The sequence below is a fragment of the Agrobacterium sp. T29 genome (assembly GCF_006970545.1).
Lineage (GTDB): Bacteria > Pseudomonadota > Alphaproteobacteria > Rhizobiales > Rhizobiaceae > Agrobacterium > Agrobacterium leguminum.
On sequence record NZ_CP040640.1, the window covers coordinates 1628272 to 1650169 of the forward strand.

General features: G+C 60.9%; 19 protein-coding genes. 8 read left to right on the top strand and 11 right to left on the bottom strand.

Annotation, left to right across the window (positions count from 1 at the left end; all coding sequences use genetic code 11):
* Positions 1-76: 76 nt before the first annotated feature.
* Both FGF54_RS08265 and FGF54_RS08270 read right to left on the bottom strand, forming a co-directional pair.
* On the bottom strand, positions 77-1006 hold the full coding sequence (locus FGF54_RS08265) for a sugar ABC transporter substrate-binding protein (protein WP_142779409.1): 930 nt from the start codon (positions 1004-1006) through the stop codon (positions 77-79).
* Positions 1007-1138: 132 nt separating this feature from the next.
* Entirely contained in the window at positions 1139-2119 is a 981-nt protein-coding gene (locus FGF54_RS08270) for an ABC transporter permease (protein ID WP_065655910.1), read from the bottom strand.
* A gap of 440 nt (positions 2120-2559) precedes the next feature.
* Here FGF54_RS08270 and FGF54_RS08280 point away from each other — a divergent pair, with 440 nt between their 5' ends.
* From FGF54_RS08280 to FGF54_RS08300, 5 genes are all read left to right on the top strand, one after another.
* Positions 2560-3369 (top strand): transketolase, encoded by an 810-nt coding sequence (locus FGF54_RS08280; protein WP_078052753.1) that lies wholly within the window; start codon positions 2560-2562, stop codon positions 3367-3369.
* Positions 3369-4325, top strand: a complete 957-nt coding sequence (locus FGF54_RS08285) for a transketolase family protein (RefSeq protein WP_142779410.1) — start codon at positions 3369-3371, stop codon at positions 4323-4325. The genes FGF54_RS08280 and FGF54_RS08285 overlap by 1 nt, the downstream gene beginning before the upstream one ends.
* Before the next feature lie 116 nt (positions 4326-4441).
* A complete protein-coding gene (locus tag FGF54_RS08290; protein WP_142780184.1) occupies positions 4442-5911 on the top strand; it encodes an FGGY family carbohydrate kinase in 1470 nt (489 codons plus the stop codon).
* A 20-nt stretch (positions 5912-5931) separates the two neighbouring features.
* Positions 5932-6891, top strand: a complete 960-nt coding sequence (locus FGF54_RS08295) for a sugar-binding transcriptional regulator (RefSeq protein ID WP_059760430.1) — start codon at positions 5932-5934, stop codon at positions 6889-6891.
* Between the two features lie 23 nt (positions 6892-6914).
* On the top strand, positions 6915-7700 hold the full coding sequence (locus FGF54_RS08300; protein WP_142779411.1) for an SDR family oxidoreductase: 786 nt from the start codon (positions 6915-6917) through the stop codon (positions 7698-7700).
* A gap of 155 nt (positions 7701-7855) precedes the next feature.
* Here FGF54_RS08300 and FGF54_RS08305 read toward each other — a convergent pair whose 3' ends face one another.
* From FGF54_RS08305 to FGF54_RS08330, 5 genes are all read right to left on the bottom strand, one after another.
* Positions 7856-8617, bottom strand: coding sequence for an ABC transporter permease (locus FGF54_RS08305; protein ID WP_003520396.1), 762 nt, complete (start codon positions 8615-8617; stop codon positions 7856-7858).
* Positions 8614-9540 (bottom strand): ABC transporter ATP-binding protein, encoded by a 927-nt coding sequence (locus FGF54_RS08310; RefSeq protein ID WP_003520395.1) that lies wholly within the window; start codon positions 9538-9540, stop codon positions 8614-8616. Before FGF54_RS08310 ends, FGF54_RS08305 begins: the two co-directional genes overlap by 4 nt.
* 104 nt (positions 9541-9644) lie before the next feature.
* Complete coding sequence (locus tag FGF54_RS08315) at positions 9645-10466, bottom strand: sulfite exporter TauE/SafE family protein (RefSeq protein ID WP_035261319.1); 822 nt, start codon at positions 10464-10466, stop codon at positions 9645-9647.
* Between the two features lie 401 nt (positions 10467-10867).
* The gene (locus FGF54_RS08325) at positions 10868-12166 is read right to left on the bottom strand and encodes an extensin family protein (protein ID WP_142779412.1); all 1299 of its coding nucleotides are present in this window, start codon (positions 12164-12166) and stop codon (positions 10868-10870) included.
* 238 nt (positions 12167-12404) lie between these two features.
* Positions 12405-14219 carry a methyl-accepting chemotaxis protein gene (locus tag FGF54_RS08330; protein ID WP_059760437.1) on the bottom strand — a complete coding sequence of 605 codons (1815 nt, stop codon included), beginning with the start codon at positions 14217-14219 and terminating at the stop codon, positions 12405-12407.
* Positions 14220-14460: 241 nt separating this feature from the next.
* On the opposite strand from FGF54_RS08330, the gene FGF54_RS08335 reads away from it, so the two are divergent.
* On the top strand, positions 14461-14775 hold the full coding sequence (locus tag FGF54_RS08335) for a DUF1883 domain-containing protein (protein ID WP_142779413.1): 315 nt from the start codon (positions 14461-14463) through the stop codon (positions 14773-14775).
* Between the two features lie 113 nt (positions 14776-14888).
* Here FGF54_RS08335 and FGF54_RS08340 read toward each other — a convergent pair whose 3' ends face one another.
* Entirely contained in the window at positions 14889-16205 is a 1317-nt protein-coding gene (locus FGF54_RS08340) for a replication-associated recombination protein A (RefSeq protein WP_142779414.1), read from the bottom strand.
* On the bottom strand, positions 16202-17608 hold the full coding sequence (locus tag FGF54_RS08345) for a DegQ family serine endoprotease (protein WP_065655902.1): 1407 nt from the start codon (positions 17606-17608) through the stop codon (positions 16202-16204). Before FGF54_RS08345 ends, FGF54_RS08340 begins: the two co-directional genes overlap by 4 nt.
* A gap of 173 nt (positions 17609-17781) precedes the next feature.
* Here FGF54_RS08345 and FGF54_RS08350 point away from each other — a divergent pair, with 173 nt between their 5' ends.
* Positions 17782-18132, top strand: a complete 351-nt coding sequence (locus FGF54_RS08350; protein ID WP_142779415.1) for a lysozyme inhibitor LprI family protein — start codon at positions 17782-17784, stop codon at positions 18130-18132.
* Positions 18133-18137: 5 nt separating this feature from the next.
* Here FGF54_RS08350 and FGF54_RS08355 read toward each other — a convergent pair whose 3' ends face one another.
* Positions 18138-19139 carry a serine hydrolase gene (locus FGF54_RS08355; RefSeq protein ID WP_142779416.1) on the bottom strand — a complete coding sequence of 334 codons (1002 nt, stop codon included), beginning with the start codon at positions 19137-19139 and terminating at the stop codon, positions 18138-18140.
* A 264-nt stretch (positions 19140-19403) separates the two neighbouring features.
* Between FGF54_RS08355 and FGF54_RS08360 the strand changes: the two genes are divergently transcribed.
* Positions 19404-19841 carry a GNAT family N-acetyltransferase gene (locus FGF54_RS08360; protein ID WP_168208039.1) on the top strand — a complete coding sequence of 146 codons (438 nt, stop codon included), beginning with the start codon at positions 19404-19406 and terminating at the stop codon, positions 19839-19841.
* A gap of 61 nt (positions 19842-19902) precedes the next feature.
* Here the strand turns inward: FGF54_RS08360 and ilvD are convergent, their stop codons facing one another.
* Positions 19903-21738 carry a dihydroxy-acid dehydratase gene (ilvD, locus tag FGF54_RS08365; protein WP_142779418.1) on the bottom strand — a complete coding sequence of 612 codons (1836 nt, stop codon included), beginning with the start codon at positions 21736-21738 and terminating at the stop codon, positions 19903-19905.
* Positions 21739-21898: the final 160 nt, after the last annotated feature.

The window sequence follows — 21898 nt, forward strand, 5'->3', positions numbered from 1 at the left end:
AGCCTTGTGTCCAAATTGCATAAAGACAAACCAATGAGAGCCCCGCGCATCCCATCGAACGCGCGGGGCGGATGCATCAGGGATGGTTGGCGATGAAGCCTTCGACATTTTCCTTGGTGGTCAGCGTCGCATCGGAAAGCTGCACGGCCGGAACCTTCTCGCCGCCGACGATCTTGACGGCCATCTCGACAGCCGTGCGGCCCATCTTCTGGGTCTGCTGTGTTGCGGTCACGTCGAAGACGCCGTTCTTCAGCGCCTCAAGCGCCGCCGTATCACCATCGAAGCCGCCAACGACGATCTTCTGCGAAGGGTTGGCAACCTTGATTGCCTGTGCAGCGCCGAGCGCCAGACCGTCGGCCTGTGCAAAGACGATGGAAACATCCGGATTGGCCTGCAGCATGTTCTGCATGATCTGGAAGCCTTCATCCTGGCTCCACATGTTGGACCACTGTTCGGCAACGATCTTCACGCCGGAATTGGCGTTTACCGATTCCATGCAGCCCTTGGTGCGGTCCACTTCCGGCGTCGTGCCCTTCTGGCCGTGGATGATGACCATCTTGCCAGCACCGCCGGCCTGCTTGATGATGTAATCGCAAACCGCCTTGGCGGAAGCGACGGAATCGGTGGCGAGGAAGGTATCGCCCGGCGCGCCATCGGCATTGCGGTCGATGTTGATGACCGGAACGCCGGCGGCCTTGGCAAGCTTCACCGGAACGGTCGCGGCAGCGGCGCCGGCCGGAATATAGATCAGCGCATCGATATTCTGGGTCAGCAGATCCTGGATCTGGTTCACCTGCGTCGGGCCGTCGCCCTTGGCATCGACGGTGACGACGGCAATGCCGCGCGTCTTGGCTTCGGCTTCGACGGCCTGCTTGATCTGGTTGAAGAAGTTCGCCTGCAGATTGGCGACGGCAAGGCCGATCTTCTTGACTTCGGCTGCGTTGGCAGAGCCGAGCGACAGGGCGAGAAGGGCGGCGGATGTCAGCAGAATGCGTGAAAATTTCATGATTATTCCTCCATTTGTTGATTGTTGACCTTCGGGCAGATCGAACCTCCTCCCCTCCGGCCGTTTTTCACGCCTCCCATGGCGGGAGGGTCGTTTATTGCGCGGACGGCTCAGCACCGCCCGCAGGCAAATTCAGCTTCTGCGGCGGCGCAATGTTTCAGCGCCAACGGCCAGCACGATGACGACACCGATGATGACCTGCTGCAAAAAGGGAGAGACGTTGAGCAGGTTGAGACCGTTGCGCAGCACGCCGATGATCAGCACGCCGATCAGCGTTCCGCCGATGCCGCCCGCACCGCCCGAAAGCGAGGTTCCGCCGATGACAACGGCCGCAATCGTATCCAGCTCGTAACCGAAGCCGCTTGAGGGCTGCACCGAGTCAAGACGCGCCGCAAGAACGATGCCGGCGAGACCGGCAAGAACCGCGCAGGCGACATAAACGCAGATCGTCACCAGCGGCACATTGATGCCGGCAAGACGCGCCACTTCCGGGTTACCGCCGACCGCATAGACCGTGCGGCCTTCCGAACGGAAGCGCAGGAACAGCCAGGAAACCAGAACGACGACAAGCATCAGAAGCACGGTCGCTGTCAGCACGCCGAAATGGCGGTCGATTGCCAGCATCATGAACCAGTCAGGGAAACCGACGATCTGCTGTCCATCGGTGATCATATTGGCGAGACCGCGCGCCACCGACATCATCGCCAGCGTGGCGATGAAGGCCGGCACCCGAAAAGCCGTAACCAGAATACCGACCACGAGGCCGCAGGCGGCGGACGCGATCAGCGCCAGCACGATGGCCATACCCATCGGCATGCCCGCCACATTGGCCGTCCAGCCCATGATCATCATCGACAGCGCCAAAACCGAGCCGACAGACAGATCGATGCCGCCGAGAAGGATCACGAAGGTCATGCCGACGGCCATGATGCCGAGAACGGTGATCTGGTCGAGAATGTTGAGCCCATTGCGCAGCGACAGGAAATTCTCGCTGGCGAAGGTCAGAAACACGCAGAGCAGCAGCAGGCCCAAAAGAGGTCCGGTCGCACCGCTCAACCAGGCAAGCGGGCTCCTGGTGTGCGTGACCCCCTCATTGCGTTCAATCGCGGACATGGCTCCTCCCGGTGACTGTCTTGCATTTTTTAAACCGATTAGAATAATTATTCATCATCGGTGAAACATGCATAAGCCAGTTTCGAGAAGCTTGTCAATAGGGCGTTAATGGCGAGGTCTGCCGTGAACGAAGACCGGCAACTGCCTGCCTGTCGCCTCTCCCCTCATTCCTGTGCTTGTCACAGGAATCCAGCCGACGCGCGTCTGCGCGGCGAAAAGAGTCCCTACAGCCCAAGGACTTGGGCTGACTGGATTCCTGTGACGAGCACAGGAATGAGGGCTGCGTGGGTATCTGCCGCTTGGGATGTTGCACCATCGCCATGCCCGCTCACGCCGATCCAAACAACACAATTCACAATTCCGGCTTGACAGAAACGCCATCTCTGCAATTATATAAATAGCTGTATAAATATTCACACGCATGTTTTGAAGAGGATTCCATGCAGTCCCAGGAGCTAGAGCGCATTGCGCGCCAGATTCGCCTTCGCGACGTACAGGCTGTTTTTGAAGCGGGTGCGGGCCATGTCGGCGGCGAAATGTCAGCTATCGACATCATGACGGCCCTTTATTTCCGCGTCCTGCGCATCTGGCCGGATGATCCGAAAAACCCTGCCCGCGACCGCTTCGTGCTTTCCAAGGGCCATACGGCCTGCGCGCTTTATGTGACGCTCGCCAAGCGCGGTTTCATCCCGGAAGAGGAAATCTCGACCTTCCTGCAGCCGAATTCGCGCCTCAACGGCCACCCGAACTGTAACAAGGTTCCGGGTGTGGAAACCAATACCGGCCCGCTCGGTCACGGACTGCCGGTTGCCGTCGGCATGGCCAAGGCGGCCAAGCTTTCCGGCGCGGACTACCACACCTATGTAATGACCGGCGACGGCGAGATGCAGGAAGGCTCCAACTGGGAAGCCATCATGTCCGCCGCACAATTCGGCCTCAACAACCTGACGCTGATCGTCGACCACAACCGCTTCCAGCAGGGTGCGGCGCTTTCGGAAACCAATGATGTCGCGCCGCTTCGCCCGAAGCTCGAGGCTTTCGGCTGGGAAGTCAGCGAAATCAACGGCAATGCCATGGCGGAAGTCGTGCCGGCGCTGGAGCATCGCGGCGACCGCCCGCATTGCATCGTCGCCCACACCAACAAGGGCCACGGCATTTCCTTCATGCAGGACCGCGTTGACTGGCACCATAAGGTTCCGAGCAGGGAACAATATGAAATCGCCGTCAAAGAACTTTCGGAGACATTGTAATGAACGCGCCCGTAACCGCCGCCAAGCTTTATGACTGCCGCGACGCCTTCGCCGAAACGCTGGAAGCGCTGGCCGCCGGCAATGACAGGGTCGTCGCCGTCTGCAACGATTCGGTCGGCTCCTCGAAGCTCGGCGGCTTCAAGTCGAAATTCCCCGAGCGCCTCGTCAATGTCGGCATTGCCGAACAGAACATGGTCGGCGTTGGCGCCGGTCTCGCCAATGGCGGCCAGTTGCCCTTCGTCTGCGGCGCATCCTGCTTCCTCACCGGCCGCGCGCTGGAGCAGATCAAGGCCGACCTTGCTTATTCCAACGCCAATGTGAAACTGATCGGCATATCCTCGGGCATGGCCTATGGCGAACTCGGCCCGACGCATCATTCCATCGAAGATTTCGCCTGGACCCGCGTTCTGCCAAACCTGCCGGTCATCGCCCCCTGCGACCGCATCGAGACGGCCGCCGCCGTCAAATGGGCGGCGGACTATGCCGGCCCCTGCTTCCTGCGGCTGTCGCGCGTCGGCGTGCCGGATCTGCTGCCGGAAGGCCATGTCTTCGAACTCGGCCGCGCCAATCTGCTGCGCGAGGGCTCCGATGTGACGCTGATCGCCAATGGCACGCTGACGCACCGCATCGTCAAGGCCGCCGATATTCTGGCAAGCCGTGGCGTCAGGGCGCGTGTACTGAACATGGCGACCGTACGTCCCATCGATGAGGCGGCCATCGTCGCCGCAGCGACCGAAACCGGCGCGATCCTGACGGCCGAGGAACATTCGATCTTCGGCGGTCTCGGCTCGGCCATTGCCGAAGTCGTGGTCGAACAGGCCCCCGTGCCGATGAAGCGTCTCGGCGTTCCCGGCGTCTTCGCCCATACCGGTTCGGCCGAATGGCTGCTGGATGAATTCGGCATGGCGCCGGCCGCTATTGCGGATGCGGCCGAAGCGCTGATCAAGAGAAAATAAGGTCTCCTCCCAGAGTCGTCGCGTGTCTTCGGATGCGCGGCGACACCCTTTCTGCAATATCGTCGTTTAATCGCCGCAAGGCCGAAACGAAAAACTGCCGACGAAAGACTCCCATGATGCGCGCCATTCTGTCCATCGATCAGGGCACCACCAATTCCAAGGCCATACTCGTCTCGGAAAGCGGAGAACTGCTGGCGCGCGGCTCGTCACCGGTCGGCATCGCCTATCCGCAGCCCGGCTGGGTGGAACAGGAGCCGCAGCGCATCTGGGCCTCGGTCTGCGAAGCGATCTCCGCCTGCCTTGCCGCCGCGCCCTCTAACGTCGATATCGCAGCCATCGCCATCTCCAACCAGCGCGAATCCGTGACCATCTGGGACGGCGAAACCGGCGAGCCGCTCGGCCCGGTGCTCAGCTGGCAATGCCGCCGCACGGCGCAGGATTGCGCCGAACTGATCGAAAAGGGCCATTCCGAGCGCGTCATGGCGCTGACCGGCCTGCCGATCGACCCGATGTTTCCGGGCGCAAAAATGCGCTGGCTACTGGAGCGCGCGCCGAAGGGCCGCAAGCTCCGCCTCGGCACCATCGATAGCTGGCTCATCCATCGCTTCACCGGCGGCAAGGTCCATGCCTGCGACGCCTCCAATGCCGCCCGCAGCCAGGTGCTCGATCTCAACCGGCAGGTCTGGAGCGATGAGCTTTGCGAGCTCTTCGGCATCGATATCAACACCCTGCCTGATCTGCGCGACAGCAGCGGCGATTTTGGCGTCACATCAGGCGTTCCCGGCATCAAGGACGGCGCGCCTATCCTCGCCGCCATCGGCGACAGCCACGCCGCCCTCTTCGGCCATGGCGCCTTCAATCCGGGTGACGGCAAGGTGACCTTCGGCACCGGCTCCTCGGTCATGACGACGCTGCCGCATTTCATCGCGCCGCAACGCGGTATCACCACCACCGTCGCATGGCGGCTCGGCGGCAAACCGACCTTCGCTTTCGAGGGCAATATTCTCGTTTCCGCCGCCTCCCTGCCCTGGATGACGGAGATTCTCGGCCTGCCGGATGTCGCCGCGCTGGTGGAACTCGCCGCCACTGCCGAGCCAAACGGCCCCGGTTTCGTGCCGGCCTTCGTTGGCCTTGGAGCGCCCTATTGGGATACCAATGCGCGCGCCCTGTTCTCGCAGATCAATTTCAGCACCACCCGTGCCCAGATGGCCCGCGCCGTCACCGACTCGATTGCCTTTCAGGTCCATGACGTCTTTGCCGCCATGCGCCAGCAGTCGCCCTCCGGTTTCGGACGCCTGTTCGTGGATGGCGGGCCGAGCCAGAACCGTTTCCTGATGCAATGCGTCGCCGACATGCTGCAACACCCCATCATCCAGCGCGACGCGCCCGAAGCTTCGGCGCTGGGTGCAGCCTATCTCGCCGGCCTTGCCCTCGGTGTCTGGAGCGATCTCGATGCCATCGCGGCGTTGAACAGCAACGGCAACACCATCGCGCCGTCCACTCACGAAAACAGCCAGCGGCTCAGCGTCTGGCGCGATGCGATTGCCCGCTCGACCTTGCCTGTAACCTCGGGTAATGGTGAATAAAAATTCACCCTGGAGGGCTTATGGGCAGGCTAAACGAACTTCGAATGATTTCCCGCGTGGCGCAGATGTATTTCAGCGAGCACAAGCGACAGGCGGAAATCGCCCAGCATCTCAATCTTTCGCAAGCCACCGTCTCGCGCATGTTGAAGCGCGCCGAGGCGGAGGGCATTGTCCGCACCAGCATCATTCCGCCGCCCGGCACCTATAGCGATCTGGAAGCGCAGCTGCGCGAACGTTTCGACCTGCCGGAGGCCATCGTTGTCGATTGCAGCGAGGATCGCGATGGCGCGATCATGGCCCGCATCGGCGAAGCGGCGGCGCATTTTCTCGAAGTGACACTGTCGCAGAACGAGATCATCGGCGTTTCCAGCTGGAGCCAGACGATCTTCAAGATGGTGGAAAACATCCACCCCCTCAAAGGCGCCAAGGCGCGCTATATCGTCCAGACGCTGGGCGGCATGGGCGACCCATCGGTACAGACGCACGCCACCCAGATCACCACGCGTCTGGCGCGGCTGACGGAGGCCGAACCGAAACTGCTACCGGTGCCGGGCGTCGCCACATCCCGCGAGGCGAAGCTTTTGATGCTCGCCGATCCCTTCGTGCGCGAAACCATCGATCTCTTCGGGTCGATCACGCTCGCCGTCGTCGGCATCGGTGCGGTCGAGCCATCGGAGCTTCTCGCCCGCTCCGGCAACATCTTTTCCGCCAAGGAACTCGCCGATCTCGCGCAGGCGGGTGCGGTGGGCGACATATCGCTCCGGTTCTTCGATAGGCAAGGCAAGCCGGTGAAGACGCCGCTCGACGACCGGGTCATCGGCCTGCCGCTGGAAAACCTCTCCAATGTCGACCGTGTCATTGCGCTCGCCGGCGGCTCGAAAAAAACCGAGGCGATTGCCGGTGCGCTCAGAACCGGTGTGATCGACGTGCTCGTCACCGACAAATTCACCGCCGAACGACTGGTCGGCCAGGAAACATAGCCAAAATCCCATAAGGAGGAGACATGAGGCGCTTTGAAGGTCAATCCGTATTCGTGACCGGAGGCAACAAGGGCATCGGATACGGCATCGCCCGCCGTTTTGCCGAGGAAGGTGCGAAAGTCGCCATCGCCTCTGTCGACAGGGACACGCAGGATGCTGCGAAAAAACTCGCGGACGAAACCGGCACCATCACCCATGGCGTGATCCTCGACGTTCGGGATGCGGCAGCGGTACGCGAGGCCTATGGCGCCGCCGAGGAGGCGATCGGCCCGCTTTCCATCTCCGTCCAGAATGCCGGCGTCATCACCATTTCCAAGATCGAGGAACTGACGCAGGAACAGTGGGATTTCAACCTCGACGTCAATACCAAGGGCGCGTTCCTCTGCTGCCAGGAGGCGATCCGCCGCTTCCGCGAAAGCGGCACCAAAGGCCGCCTCGTCAACACCGCCTCCGGCCAGGCACGCCAGGGCTTCATCTATACCCCGCATTATGCCGCTTCCAAATTCGGCGTTATCGGCCTGACGCAAAGCCTTGCCAAGGAACTGGCGCCGGAGGGCATCACCGTCAACGCCATTTGCCCCGGCATCATCCACACCGAAATGTGGGACTATAACGACCGCGTCTGGGGCCAGATGCTGGGTGAGTACAAGCCCGGCGAACTGATGGCCGAATGGGTGCGCAACATTCCCATGCGCCGCGCCGGAACGCCCGCCGAAGTCGCCGCACTGGTGGCGTTTCTGGCTTCCGACGACGCGGCTTATATCACGGGCCAGACGATCAATGTCGATGGTGGGTTGATCATGTCTTGAGGGGCCTTGCGCAAGCCTCGCCTCCGTCATCCTCGGCCCTGTGCCGAGGATCTATTCACGTCCAATAAAATCAATCGGTTGCAGATCCTCGGGACAAGCCCGAGGATGACGTTGCGTATGGAGAAAGCTCACTTGTCTTCTGATGGCCTGCGCCGTCAGTTGCGCAGCCTATACCCCGTCTTGAACATCCAGCCGACAACACCGAGGCAGAGCGCCAGAAACAGCGTGATCATCGCGAGGCTGATGGCAGGATTGACGTCGGCGATCTCGTAGAAACTCCAGCGGAAACCGCTGATGAGATAAAGCACCGGGTTGAAGTGGCTGACCGTCTGCCAGAAGGGCGGCAGCATGTCGATGGAATAGAAGCTGCCGCCAAGGAAGGTCAGCGGCGGCACCACCAGCATGGGAATAAGGTTCAGCTGCTCGAAATTCGTCGCCCAGATGCCGATAATAAACCCGAACAGGCTGAAGCTCACCGCCGTCAGCACGAAGAACAGGATCATCATGAACGGGTGGGCGATGGTGATATCCACGAAGAAGGAAGCGGTAATCAGGATGATCGTGCCGATCATCAGCCCCTTGGTCGCCGCCGCCCCGACATAACCGGCCAGAATTTCCGTCATCGCCACCGGAGCGGAGAGGATTTCATAGACCGTGCCGGTGAATTTCGGGAAATAGATGCCGAAGGAGCCGTTGCCGATACATTGCGTCAGAAGCGTCAGCATGATGAGACCGGGCGTTATGAACGCGCCGTAGGAAACACCGCCAACCTCCTGAATCCGCGAACCGATCGCGGTTCCGAATACGATGAAATAAAGCGAGGTGGAAATGACCGGGGAGACCACGCTCTGCAGCAGGGTGCGACGCGTGCGCGCCATTTCGAACAGATAGATGGCCTTGATGGCTTCGAAATTCATTTCTGGCCTCCCACCAGCGAAACGAAGATATCCTCAAGCGAACTCTGCCGCGTTGAAATATCCTTGAAATGGATGTTGGCGGCGAAAAGAGCGCTTAGAACATCGGCAATGCGACCCTGCTCGCCATTATCCTCGATTTCATAGGTGACGGTGCAGCGGTCATCGGAAAGCGTCAGACCGAAGGGCGCAAGACTGTCGGGCAATTGCTCCACCGGTTGGGCAAGCTCCAGGAAAAGCTGCTTGCGTCCGAGTTTCTTCATCAACGCCGTCTTTTCTTCCACCAGCAGCAATTCGCCGCCATTGATGACACCCACACGGTCGGCGATTTCTTCCGCCTCTTCGATGTAATGCGTGGTGAGGATGATGGTGACGCCCTTGGCGCGCAGCTCGGAAACCACGTTCCACATGTCGCGGCGCAGCGCCACATCCACGCCGGCTGTCGGCTCGTCAAGGAACAGAACCTTCGGCTCATGCGCGAGCGCCTTGGCGATCAGCACACGCCGCTTCATGCCGCCGGAAAGCTCCCGCAGCATATTGTCCTTCTTGTTCCAGAGCGACAGGGATTTCAGGATGCGCTCTATCAGTTCCGGGTTCTTCTTTTGCCCGTGCAGGCCGCGCGAGAAGCTGACGGTGTTCCACACCGTCTCGAACTGGTCTGTGGTCAGTTCCTGCGGCACGAGGCCGATCAGGGCGCGGGTCTGGCGAAAATCCTTCACCACATCGTGCCCGCCGACAAGCACCGAGCCTTCACCGGGATTGACGAGGCCGCAAACGATGGAGATCAATGTCGTCTTGCCAGCACCGTTCGGACCGAGAAGGGCGAGGATTTCCCCCTCCTTGATATCGAGGCTGACACCTTTGAGCGCCTGAAAGCCGTTTGCGTAGGATTTTGTCAGATTCCGTATCGAAACAATGGCATTCATGGCGAATCTTCCGAAAAACCGAGTAAGATGCACGCCATATAGGCCGGGAAAGGCGCAAATGCCAGTCCGACGGGCTGAACACTGCGTTCGGCGGAGAGGGAAAATCAGCCGTAAACGCTATAGAAAAACTGCGCCGCAACGAAGACCAGAAACAGTCCGAAGGCGCGCTCAAGCTGCTTCTTGCTGAGCGCATGCGCCAGTCGCGCGCCATAGGGCGCAACGACAAGCGTGATGGGGATCAACAGCACCACGGCGATCCAGTTGATGAAGCCGGTGGAAAACGGCGGCAGGCCCGCATCGCCCCAGCCGGCCCAGATGTAACCCAGAAGCCCCGGCAGCGAAATCAGCACGCCGACGCCGGAAGACGTGGCGACCGCCTGATGAATGGTGCGCCCGTAAAGCGTCATGAAGGTGTTGTTCATCACCCCGCCGCCCACGCCCATCAGGCCCGAAAAAAGCCCGATGCCGGTGCCCACCAGAAAACGGCCCGGGTTTTGCGGCAGGTCGGAACCCAGATGCCAGCTTGCCCGGTTGAAGATCATCCGGAAGGCAAGCGCCAGCGCGATGAAGGCGAAGATCAGCCGCAGCGCAACACTCGAGGCATGGGCGGCAACCACGGATGCGAGGATGGTGCCGAGCGGCACGGCGACGATCCAGCCCTTCAGCAGATCGATATCGACCGCGCCTTTCTGACGATGCGTCAGGAACGAGCGGATGGAAGTGGGCACGATAATGGCGAGCGACGTGCCGAGCGAGAGATGCATACGCACCGCCTCCGGCACATCCAGCAGCCCGAAGACCTGGTAAAAGACGGGCACCAGCACCGCGCCGCCGCCGATGCCGAACAGCCCCGCCAGAAGACCGGCGACCACACCCGCTGCCGCAAGCGCCGCAGCAAAGACCATCAGCTCTGAAACAGGGGGCATAAAGGCAGGCTCCCGAGGGCCGTTGTCACAAACATGTGACCCTCATAGCGTATCAGAAGAGCGCGGCAAGCCATGTTGGCCGCAGGTCAGTACGGCGCGATGTCTTTTGCCGCACATCCGCGCCGGATGGACCACTCCATGGGATCGTTTCCCATTGCATGCCCTTGCAAAGACGCCGATATCCCCCCGATAAGGCTGTCTTCTTCAACCGGCCTTCGGGCCGGTCTTTTTTTTGTGGGGTGTGACAGAGGAGTTGGAATTCCGACAAGTGAATCCACACTCCGTCATTCCGGCCTTGAGCCGGAATGACGGAAGTTGCAAACGTGACGCATTACAGCGAGCGTCTAAAACGCCCGCCCGACTATTGCCCTGCCCAATCACGCCGTTCTCGTCCCAATCCCCTAATCGCAATGCCTGTAACCTGACTTGCGGGTGCGCAGGTCGAAGTGAAAATGGTTCCAGTGATTGGGATCGCTGCCCGGTCCGAGAACGGTGGAGAAATATTTGCAGCTATCGGACCTCACCGCCTTCAGCAGCGCTTTTTCGCGGAAGGCGAAGAAGCTCTTGCTGCGCACGTCGATTTCCTTGCCGTTCTTCAGCGTGATGGTGCCGATATCGATGGCGTTGCCGCGTGCATGTTCGGACCACGGATTGCTGGAGCGTGAATTCATCTTTCGGCAGGAATAACCGCCCATCGGCGTAATGCGGCCGACGCCGGAGAGATAACGGAAGCGCGAGGATGGCACGAGTTCGAACTTCACCCATTTGGCGAAGGCAAGCGTGACCTGGCAATTGAGCTTCACCGCCGGCCGGATGGCGACGCCGCTGGCGAGACCGCTGAGCTCGATCGGATAATCGATACCGCAGGTCGGGCCGTCGGCAATGCGCGCAACATCCCGGAAAGCGACGCCGAGACGGCGAAGTTCGGAGCGGCAGGCAACTTCGGAGGATGGCATGACGCCAGGCGGCATCGAGCGGTTGCTTTGCAGCCCGCCGCCCGCCATCGGATCGTTCGGCATCACCATGGCCACCTCTTCCACCGGCTGACGACGGGAAGAAGAGCCTACCGGCGGCGGCGGGATGAGCCGCGATTGGCTGGCCCGTTGCGGCTGGCGGGCCGGAGGAACGGCTACGGGATTATCGGTGCCGATACCATCCACCACCGGCTGCGCCGACGCGCCTTCGGCAATATCCGCATCCTGTTCTTCGGCAAGTCCTCGGACCGGCTCCACGCCCAGCATGGAATCCATGTTCACGCCGCCTTCGCCTTCGGCGATCTGGTTGCTGGTCATCTGCTGCGCGGGCATGGTCTGCCCCTGCATCGTCTGGCCCTGCATTGTCTGCGCCGGCATATTGCCATGGCCGCTTGCCGCCATGCGCGCCTGATGCTGGGAATCGAGCGTTGAATAACCCTGTCCGCCCTGCGGCGATTGCAGCAGCGGATCCTGCGAGGCGTAAGGCTCCGGCATCGGCTGTGAAACGGCTGCCGGATAATCGGCGCCCTGCCCGGCCTGCTCTGCCTGATACACCGCACCCGCCGGCGCGCTGTAACCCTGCTGCCGCGAGGAGCGGATGGCGCTGACGCGTGTGGTGCCGTCCACCTCCGCCGGTGGCACGAGGCCCTCCGCCGAACACGACACCATGACCGTGGAAATCATCAGCAACGTCACAAGACGACGCGGAAGGGAAACATACGCCATACGAGAACCTGTACCTTCAGCGGCCGCTATTCGCGGCAATACAGGATAAATTTTAAAGAAATGAGGTAAACGAAACCTTATTGGTTGCGGGAAATAACGAATGATGTGTTTGGCGCAGTCCCATCCACACAAGACCGCGACAATCGCGTCCGATGACGACGCCGGCGGATAAAGTCCTGCCTATAACAAAAGGGCGCGGCCAAAGCCGCGCCCTTTAACTTTCCTGAAACACCTGAAATCAAGCAGCCCGCGAAACCTCGCGCCCGGCACCATGTCCAAGCTCGAAACGCGACAGCAGCGAGCGCAGCTGGCGGCTTTCCTCGGCAAGCGTCTGGCTTGCCGCCGTCGTTTCTTCCACCATGGCGGCGTTTTGCTGTGTCATCTGGTCCATGTGGTTGACGGAGGTGTTGATCTCCTGCAGGCCGGTCGCCTGCTCGCGCGCCGCCGTGGCGATGGAGTTCACATGCCCATCGACACGATTGACCAGCGCCACGATCTCCTCCAGCGCATCGCCCGTCGAGCGCACCAGTGCGACGCCGCCGCCGACTTCTTCGGCCGAACGGTTGATGAGGGTCTTGATTTCCTTGGCCGCATTGGCGGAGCGTTGGGCCAGTTCGCGAACCTCCTGCGCCACCACGGCAAAACCACGCCCGGCTTCGCCCGCACGCGCCGCCTCCACACCGGCATTCAGCGCCAGAAGATTGGTCTGGAAGGCGATTTCGTCGATGACCGAGATGATCTGGCCGATGCGCTTCGACGACTCCTCGATGCGGCCCATGGCGTCGACGGCATTGCGCACGATCTCGCCCGAGCGGCCGGCGCTGGTTTTCGTGTCCTGCACCATCTGCCGGGCCTCGTTGGCACGCTCGGAAGCGGTGCGCACCGTGGCGGTGATCTCGTCCAGAGCAGCAGCCGTCTCCTCCAGCGCCGCCGCCTGCTGTTCGGTCCGGCGGGAAAGATTGCCGGTCGCACCGCTGATGTCGGAGGCGCTGTCATTGACCACATGGCCGGTTCTGGCAATCGCCTCGATCGCGCCGTGCAATGCGCCGACGGCACGGTTGAAGTCCATGCGCAGCTTTTCATAATCCGCGCCGATATCCGCAAGCGAAACGGTAAGGTCGCCATTGGCAAGCGCTTCGAGCGCATTGCCCAGTCGCTCCATGGCATGGGCCTGCCGCTCGGATGCGGAACGCAGAACCATCTCGTTACCGTGCCGCTCCTGCTCCAGTGCCCGCTGCTGGTCGGCCTCGCGGGCCTGCAGCGCGCTGCGTTCATTGACGCTGTCGCGCAGCACCAGCAGCGTCTTGGCAATCGCGCCGATTTCATTGCGACGGTCGGCGAACTGTATATCTGCCGCGCCGTCACCGTCGGCAATCCGCCGCATGCTCTGGCGGATAAGATCGATCGGCCGCGTCACGCTGCGCACGACGGCTGCGGCCACGCCAACAACCAGAAGACCGGCGGCGATGCAAAGACCGCCATTAAAATAGACGTCGCGCCAGAATACCGCTTCAAGATCGTCAACATAAACACCGGTGCCGACAATCCAGCCCCAGGGGGCGAAACCGGCGACATGGGAAAATTTCTCGACCGGCTCCGGCGCGCCGGGCTTCGGCCAGTAGTAATCGACAAAGCCCTTGCCGCCCGCCTTGACCGTATTCACGAACTCGACGAACAGCGCCTTGCCGTTCGGGTCCTTGTTGGCGGTAAGGTCCGTGCCGTTCATTTCGGGTTTGATCGGATGCATCACCATTTTGGGATGCATGTCGTTGATCCAGAAATAGCCGCTGCCATTGCCGTAGCGCATTGCCGCAATGGTCGTCTTGGCCTGCTGTTGCGCCGCCTCCCGCGTCAGGCTTCCGCCCTGCTCCAGCCGGTAATATTGATCGAGAATCGCAACAGCGGTTTCGTTCATTGCCGCAAGCCCGGCTTTCCGTTCGCGCTCCATTTCGTGGTAGCTTTCAAACAGGCTGAATGTCAGGGCCGCGGCCAGTATTGCCAGAAACAATGCGACGAGCGCATAAAGGCGCGTAGATATTGTTACGTTTTTCATGTTCCCCCTCAACGTCGCTGATGCACTTCGACCAGCCGATGTTAAAGGCAAAAAATTTATTATTATTAAATACACATATTATACGTTGGTATTATTCTTATATTCTCATACTCCTTGGCGCCACCATGCCAGACAGGCACAGCAAGCGTGAATTTTCAAACCGGCCGGCGGCATTTAAAGACACCGTTAACCGTGCGGCCCCTATCCTCTTTGACCGAAATTACTTTACAGGGAGGGCGCGATGGCCCGGCCGAATTTTCGCTATACGCATTATGACCTGAAGGAATTGCGGGCAGGAACTACCCTTGAAATATCCCTGTCAGCCGTCAACAATGTCCGGCTGATGACGGGCGCGAATTTCCAGCGTTTCACCGAATTGCTCGATTTCAAATATCTCGGCGGCGTCGCGAAAAAATCGCCGATCCGCATCGCCGTTCCCGAGACATTGCACTGGCATCTGGTGATCGATGCCGAAGGCCATAGCGGCCTGGCGGAATCCTCGGTCAAGATGCTGCCCGCGCAGCAGCAGGCGGCGCCGCATCGCAAGGCATCCTGATCTTCCTTAAAAAACAGCGAGTTGTCGCGGTTTCACGACTCTTTTTGCCAGCGGCCTGAATCTTTTTCTTAAGATCGACCGCGATACAGCTTTCGGCGCAACCGCGTAAAATCCTAGCGCGATCCACGCTCGCGACGCAGCTTCGCCCACCAGTCCAGACGCTTGCGGATTTCCCTTTCGAAACCTCGATCAGGCGGATCGTAAAAGGTCGTGCGCCCCATTTTCTCCGGGAAATAATCCTGTCCGGAAAAGGCATCCGGCTCGTCATGGTCATAACGGTAGCCGTCGCCGTAACCCTCGCCCTTCATGAGCTTGGTCGGCGCATTCAGAATATGTTTCGGCGGCACCAGAGAACCGTTTTCCTTGGCCGCCCGCATCGCCGCCTTGAAGGCCACATAGACGGCGTTCGATTTCGGCGCGGTGGCGAGGTAGACGCAAGCCTGCGCCAGCGCCAGTTCTCCCTCCGGTGAGCCCAGATAATCATAGGCATCCTTGGCGGCATTGCAGACGGCGAGCGCCTGCGGATCGGCAAGGCCGATATCCTCCACCGCCATGCGCACCAGCCGCCGCCCGATATAGAGCGGCTCTTCGCCGGCATCGAACATGCGGGCCAGATAATAAAGGGCGGCATCCGGGTCCGAACCGCGCACCGATTTATGCAGCGCGGAAATGAGATTATAGTGGCCGTCCTGGCTCTTGTCGTAAACCGGGGCACGGCGCTGCACGATGCGCGTCAGCCCTTCGGTGTCGAAACTCTCATCCTTCCGCGCCGCGCGCCAGACCTCTTCGGCAAGCGTCAGCACGGCACGGCCATCGCCATCGGCCATGCGGATCAGGCTCGCCCGCGCATCCTCGGTGAGCGGCAGGGGCTTGCCCTCCGCCTCCTCGGCGCGTTTCAATAATTCGCTCAGGCTCTCCTCGTCATGCGAACCGAAGGTCAGCACACGCGCCCGTGACAAAAGAGCGGCATTCAGTTCGAAGGACGGGTTTTCGGTGGTCGCCCCCACCAGAATGATGGTGCCGTCCTCCATGACCGGCAGGAAGCTGTCCTGCTGGGCGCGGTTGAAACGGTGTATCTCATCGACGAAAAGCAGCGTCTGCCGGCCGTTCATCCGGCGTGCGCGCGCCGCTTCGAATACCTTCTTGAGATCGGCCACACCGGAAAAGATCGCCGAGATTTGCTCGAAGGCCAATCCCGCCTCGCCCGAAAGCAGCCGGGCAACCGTTGTCTTGCCCGTCCCCGGCGGCCCCCAGAAAATCATCGATCCGAGCGAGCCGCTATCGATCATACGGCGCAAAACGCCCTCTTCGCCCGTCAGATGCGGCTGTCCGCTCACCTCGGCCAGCGTCTTCGGACGCAGACGATCGGCGAGAGGCCGCCGGTTGGCGACCTCCACGGGCACTTGCGGGGCAAAGAGGTCGTCGCTCATCGCAGGAACTGCCGGATGCGTTGACCGTCGCGCAGGATTTCCACCCGCCAGAAGCCAGGATTGTCGTCCAGCGCCTTCTCGACAGCGGCGGTGGTGCCGATATCCGCGCCGTTCAGCGACAGGATGACGTCCTTCGGCTGGAAGCCGACGCGATAGGCAGGCGAGCCGCGCTTCACATCGGTAATGACAACGCCGGTCACCTGCGAGGGCATGCGCAATTCATCGGCAAGCTTCGGCGAAAGATTGGCGACAGTCGCGCCGGCGAAGGGATTGCGTCCCTCGATCAGCCGTTCATCGCGCGGTGCGGTTTCCGGCGCGGTATCGAGCGCGATGGTCACCTTTTTCTCTTTCCCCTTGTCCATGACAGTCAGTTCGGCGGATTTGCCGATGCCGGCGGTCGTCAGGCGATAACCCAGCGCATCCGGATGCTCCACCTCGAAGCCATTGACGGCGGTAACCACCTGTCCGGGTTCAATACCCGCCTTTTCGGCCGGCCCACCCTTGACGACGCTGACGACCAGCGCGCCGCGGGCGCGATGCAGGCCAAGCGCCTCGGCGACATCCGATGTCACCGGATCGAAGGTCGCGCCGATATAGGGCCGCTCGAAGCTTGCATCGCCACGCTCGGCGGCAGCGACGAAAACCCGGACCAGATTGGCGGGAATGGCGAAACCGATGCCGTTCGAGCCGCCGCCCTTGGAGAAGATGGCCGTATTGATGCCGATCAGCTCACCCGCCATGTTCATCAATGCGCCGCCGGAATTGCCGGGATTGATGGAAGCGTCGGTCTGGATGAAGAAGCCGAAATCGCCCTGCGTCACCTGGTTGCGCGCCAGACCCGAGACGATGCCGCTCGTCACCGTCTGGCCGACACCGAACGGATTGCCGATGGCCAGCACCAGATCACCCACTTCAATCGCATCGGAATTGCCGAGCGACAGCACCGGGAACTGCTCCTTCGCATCGATCTGCAGAATGGCGAGGTCGACGCGGTCATCCTTCAGCAGCACCTTGGAGGAGAACTCACGCCCATCCGCCAGCGCCACCTTGATGTCATCGGCACCGTCGATGACGTGATTGTTGGTCACCACGAGGCCGCCGGCGGTCACGATGACGCCGGAACCGAGCGACGACTGCTTTTCCGTGCGGTTCGGCATCTGCTGGCCGAAGAACTGTTCGAAGAAAGGATCACCGGCAAAGGGCGACAGACGCCGCTGCACGACGCGTTCGGCATAGACATTCACCACCGCGCCCGCGGTGCGCTTGACCAGCGGCGCGAAGGAAAGCTGCATTTCCGTGTGGCTCGACGGCACGGTCCTGTTATCCTGCGCCGCAGCACCCAAGGGCAGGAGAATGAGTGCGGCGAGAAAGCCGGTGGACAGATACTTCAACACGCTTCGCATGTGATTCCTCATCGTCATCAGTATGATGGAGTTATAACGCCAAAGCCTGTAAAGCAAAGAGCGGCAAGATGATGGCCGTCCTTTTCCAGGCATGGATCGGTTAGCCCTATTGGAACCAACAGCGCCCCTTTTCGGTTTCACCGGCACCTGACTGTCCTTAAAAAGAGACGACCATGCATCTGAAACCGATCCTCCTTGCCTGCGGCATCCTGCTTGCCCCCTCCTTCATTTCGCTGGCCAACGCGGCGAGCTTCGATTGCGCAAAGACCGATCTGGCCGCGGATGAAAAGGCGATCTGCGACAACCGCACGCTGAACGATCAGGATGTGAAGATGGCCACCACCTTCGACATCCTCACCCAGCTGATGGCCATGGGCGCACGCGACACGCTGCGCGACGAGCAGAGCCAGTGGCTGAAGAAACGCCAGGAATGCGCAGCGGACGTTGCCTGCCTTACCGGCGCTTACGAGGAACGCATGAAACGTCTCGGAGAGGCGTTCCAGAGCATCAACCGGCCGCTCTGACCTCCTCACACCGCCCGGATGATGTTTTCCATAAGGCCATGTAACTGGTCACGATAACCGGTTCGGGCGGAAGGTGCGTCCTCGCGAGAGGTCATCACGACCGATAGCCGTCTGGCGGGTACGATATAGAGCATCTGGCCGCCATAACCCCAGGCATAATAGACCGTCTCGCCTGCCATCTCCTTGATGAACCAGCAATAGCCATAGCCGTCGCCGTTGAAGACGGAATTGGTACGTTGCCGCCACGATTGCTCGATCCAGCCCTGTGAAATCAACCGCTCGCCGCCGGGTGTCACACCACCCCGGCGGTAAAGCTCACCGAAGGCCAGCAAAGACCGCGCCGTCATCGCCATCTGGTTTCCGCCGAGATAGATGCCCTGCGGATCGCGCTCCCAGCCGCCGATTGAAAATCCTTCGAGCGGACGGAGCCAGTCGCGCGCAAGCGACAGCGTCGAACGGCCGGAAGCTTTTGTCAGGATCGCCGAGAGCAGATGGGTGGAGCCTGTGGAATAGAGCATACCGCCGCCCGGTTCCCCGGCAAAACCGGAACCCAGCGCCATCCGCACCCAGTTGCGGCTGGCGACCCAGCGGCCGTAATTGGGGCCGGACATGCGCTCCAGGCCGGATTGCATCGACAGCAGGTTGCCGACGGTGATCCGTTCCAGCCGGGGATCGGGATTTTGCGGAAAATCGCCGCGCAGAACGGTCGCGATCGGCTGGTCGGCGCCTTCGAGAATCTTGCGATCAATGGCCATGCCCACCAGCGCCGAGATGATCGATTTCGAGGCCGACTTGATATTGGTGGAGCCGTTCAAACCCGCGCCGTGATAGGCGCGGCTCGCGACCTCTTCGCCATCGATGCTGACAATGACCGCCTTGAGGCTGGAAAGCGCATCCGCCTCCCGCAGCAACGGATCGAAACGGATGCCATTGCCGGTGCTTTGCGCGCGGGCAAGCGGGGCGAAAGGCAGGGAAGCGATAAGGGCAAGTGCGGTTCGTCTTTTCATGTCACTGAGCTAGGAAGCCGTACGGCGATGAAAAGAGGAAACGCCGCCAATCACTCCAATGTGACCTTATTTCTTTCCACACCCCAATTCGATGATCTCGCGAAATCTGTATGAAAACAGGGCGTTGGCCTGCATTCCGGAATCGAGATGCAAAGCGCTTGAATCAGTTTCTGATCTTGAGGACTATTGCCCTGCCGCAAATGCAAAAGACGGGAAACGATGCCGCAACTGAAATCATCACGCCTTGTCCTGCGGCCCTTTAAAATGACGGACGCCTCGCCACTCGCCCGGCTGACGAACGACAGGCTCATTTTGCGCAATCTGCTGCGCACGGCCTACCCTTTCGAACCCGATGATGCACGGCGCCTCATCAGGCGCATTGCTGAGCGTCGGCTGCCGGTGTGGGCGGTGGATGATGGCAGGCTGGTCGGTCTCATCGGCCTTTCAGGCGAATTCGGCCTTTGGCTTGATCGCCGTGTCTGGGGAAAGGGCTATGGAGAAGAAGCCGGGCGCCTCGTCATCGATTATGCCTTTCAGCACATGGGCATCAAAACCCTGCATGCCAATCCCCTGTTTGACAACAGGGCGTCGCACCGGCTGATGGACAAGCTGGGCTTTGTTACAACCGGCCGTGCAAATGCCTTTTGCCGGCAACGGCGGAAAATCGTGCCGCTTCGACCTTATCGGCTCGATAAAGAGTGATCGGCACAAAAAAGCCGCCGTTTATCAACGGCGGCTTTTTATCATCTCGCAAATCCGGAAATTACTCCGGCAGAATCCGCACCGCGCCCTTGTCAGCGCTCGAGGCAAAGGCCGCATAGGCCTTCAGCGCCGTGGTGACATTGCGCTTGCGTGGCGCTTCCGGCTTCCAGCCCAGTTCCTCCTGCTCGGCGCGGCGCGAAGCCAGCTCTGCATCGGTGACCTTCAGGTTGATGGTGCGGTTCGGAATGTCGATCTCGATCAGATCGCCCTGACGCACGAGGCCGATGGCGCCGCCCTGCGCCGCTTCCGGCGAGGCGTGACCGATGGAAAGGCCGGAGGTGCCGCCGGAGAAACGGCCGTCGGTAATCAGCGCGCAGGCTTTGCCGAGGCCCTTGGATTTCAGATAGCTGGTCGGATAGAGCATTTCCTGCATGCCCGGCCCGCCCTTCGGCCCTTCGTAGCGGATGACGACGACGTCGCCCGCCTTGACCTCGTTGCCGAGAATGCCCTTCACCGCCGCATCCTGACTTTCGTAAACCACTGCCGGGCCGGTGAATTTCAGGATGGATTCATCGACGCCCGCCGTCTTCACGATGCAGCCGTCAAGCGCGATGTTGCCGTAAAGCACGGCCAGACCGCCATCCTTGGAGAAAGGCTTCTCGACCGAGCGGATGACGCCGTTTTCGCCGTCCGTATCGAGATCGTCCCAGCGCGAGGACTGGCTGAAGGCCACCTGCGTCGGCACGCCGCCGGGGGCGGCCTTGAAGAACTGGCGCACCGTCTCGCTGTTGGTGCGGGTGATGTCCCAGCGGTCGATGGCGTCGCCCAGCGTCGCCTCATGAACGGTATAGGTATCGCGATTGATGAGCCCACCGCGTTCCAGCTCGCCGAGAATGCGCATGATGCCGCCGGCGCGGTGAACGTCCTCCATATGCACATCCTGCTTGGCAGGCGCGACCTTGGAAAGGCAGGGAACCTTGCGGGAAAGACGGTCGATGTCTTCCATGCCAAAATCGACGCCGCCCTCATGCGCCGCCGCCAGAATATGCAGCACCGTGTTGGTGGAGCCGCCCATGGCGATATCCAGCGACATGGCGTTTTCGAATGCCGCCTTGTTGGCGATGGTGCGCGGCAGGACGGTTTCATCCTCCTGCTCGTAATAACGGCGCGCCAGATCGACGATCAGATGGCCGGCTTCGACAAACAGTCGCTTGCGATCGGAATGGGTGGCGAGCGTCGAACCGTTGCCGGGCAGCGACAGACCCAGCGCCTCGGTCAGACAGTTCATGGAATTGGCCGTGAACATGCCGGAACAGGAACCGCAGGTCGGGCAGGCCGAGCGTTCGATGACCTTCACATCCTCGTCGGAAACCTTGTCGTCTGCAGCCGCAACCATGGCGTCGACCAGATCGAGCGCCACCGTCTTGCCATGCAGGACGACCTTGCCGGCCTCCATCGGACCGCCGGAAACGAAGACGGCGGGGATGTTGAGGCGCATCGCCGCATTCAGCATGCCGGGCGTGATCTTGTCGCAGTTGGAAATGCACACCATCGCATCGGCGCAATGGGCATTGACCATATATTCCACCGAATCCGCGATGATCTCGCGCGACGGCAGCGAATAGAGCATGCCGTCATGGCCCATGGCGATACCGTCATCGACCGCAATGGTGTTGAATTCCTTGGCCACACCGCCGGCCGCCTCGATTTCGCGGGCAACGAGCTGGCCGAGATCCTTCAGATGCACATGGCCCGGCACGAACTGTGTGAAGGAATTGACTACCGCGATGATCGGCTTGCCGAAATCACTGTCCTTCATGCCGGTGGCGCGCCAAAGGCCGCGCGCGCCCGCCATGTTGCGGCCGTGGGTTGTCGTTCTGGAGCGATAGGCTGGCATGGTGTTTTCCTCAATCTCTTGGGCTAAGACGCGTCTTCCGCTGCGCGGTCAAAACGGCCTCTGCCCTATTTTGCGGTTTTTCTAGCGCAAACCGCAAGCCCTGTCACTGTCACCTTGGGGCAAAACAGTACGGTTCGGTACGGTACGCTTTCTCTTCATC

Excerpts from the sequence above, each read along its gene's own strand:
- FGF54_RS08305 (WP_003520396.1), bottom strand. The coding sequence starts at position 8,617 with ATGAATTTCGAAGCCATCAAGGCCATCTATCTGTTCGAAATGGCGCGC.
- FGF54_RS08360 (WP_168208039.1), top strand. The coding sequence starts at position 19,404 with ATGACGGACGCCTCGCCACTCGCCCGGCTGACGAACGACAGGCTCATT.
- FGF54_RS08355 (WP_142779416.1), bottom strand. The coding sequence starts at position 19,139 with ATGAAAAGACGAACCGCACTTGCCCTTATCGCTTCCCTGCCTTTCGCC.
- FGF54_RS08330 (WP_059760437.1), bottom strand. The coding sequence starts at position 14,219 with ATGAAAAACGTAACAATATCTACGCGCCTTTATGCGCTCGTCGCATTG.
- FGF54_RS08295 (WP_059760430.1), top strand. The coding sequence starts at position 5,932 with ATGGGCAGGCTAAACGAACTTCGAATGATTTCCCGCGTGGCGCAGATG.
- FGF54_RS08280 (WP_078052753.1), top strand. The coding sequence starts at position 2,560 with ATGCAGTCCCAGGAGCTAGAGCGCATTGCGCGCCAGATTCGCCTTCGC.
- FGF54_RS08310 (WP_003520395.1), bottom strand. The coding sequence starts at position 9,540 with ATGAATGCCATTGTTTCGATACGGAATCTGACAAAATCCTACGCAAAC.
- FGF54_RS08290 (WP_142780184.1), top strand. The coding sequence starts at position 4,442 with ATGCGCGCCATTCTGTCCATCGATCAGGGCACCACCAATTCCAAGGCC.
- ilvD (WP_142779418.1), bottom strand. The coding sequence starts at position 21,738 with ATGCCAGCCTATCGCTCCAGAACGACAACCCACGGCCGCAACATGGCG.
- FGF54_RS08345 (WP_065655902.1), bottom strand. The coding sequence starts at position 17,608 with ATGCGAAGCGTGTTGAAGTATCTGTCCACCGGCTTTCTCGCCGCACTC.
- FGF54_RS08300 (WP_142779411.1), top strand. The coding sequence starts at position 6,915 with ATGAGGCGCTTTGAAGGTCAATCCGTATTCGTGACCGGAGGCAACAAG.
- FGF54_RS08350 (WP_142779415.1), top strand. The coding sequence starts at position 17,782 with ATGCATCTGAAACCGATCCTCCTTGCCTGCGGCATCCTGCTTGCCCCC.
- FGF54_RS08265 (WP_142779409.1), bottom strand. The coding sequence starts at position 1,006 with ATGAAATTTTCACGCATTCTGCTGACATCCGCCGCCCTTCTCGCCCTG.
- FGF54_RS08315 (WP_035261319.1), bottom strand. The coding sequence starts at position 10,466 with ATGCCCCCTGTTTCAGAGCTGATGGTCTTTGCTGCGGCGCTTGCGGCA.
- FGF54_RS08340 (WP_142779414.1), bottom strand. The coding sequence starts at position 16,205 with ATGAGCGACGACCTCTTTGCCCCGCAAGTGCCCGTGGAGGTCGCCAAC.
- FGF54_RS08325 (WP_142779412.1), bottom strand. The coding sequence starts at position 12,166 with ATGGCGTATGTTTCCCTTCCGCGTCGTCTTGTGACGTTGCTGATGATT.
- FGF54_RS08270 (WP_065655910.1), bottom strand. The coding sequence starts at position 2,119 with ATGTCCGCGATTGAACGCAATGAGGGGGTCACGCACACCAGGAGCCCG.
- FGF54_RS08285 (WP_142779410.1), top strand. The coding sequence starts at position 3,369 with ATGAACGCGCCCGTAACCGCCGCCAAGCTTTATGACTGCCGCGACGCC.
- FGF54_RS08335 (WP_142779413.1), top strand. The coding sequence starts at position 14,461 with ATGGCCCGGCCGAATTTTCGCTATACGCATTATGACCTGAAGGAATTG.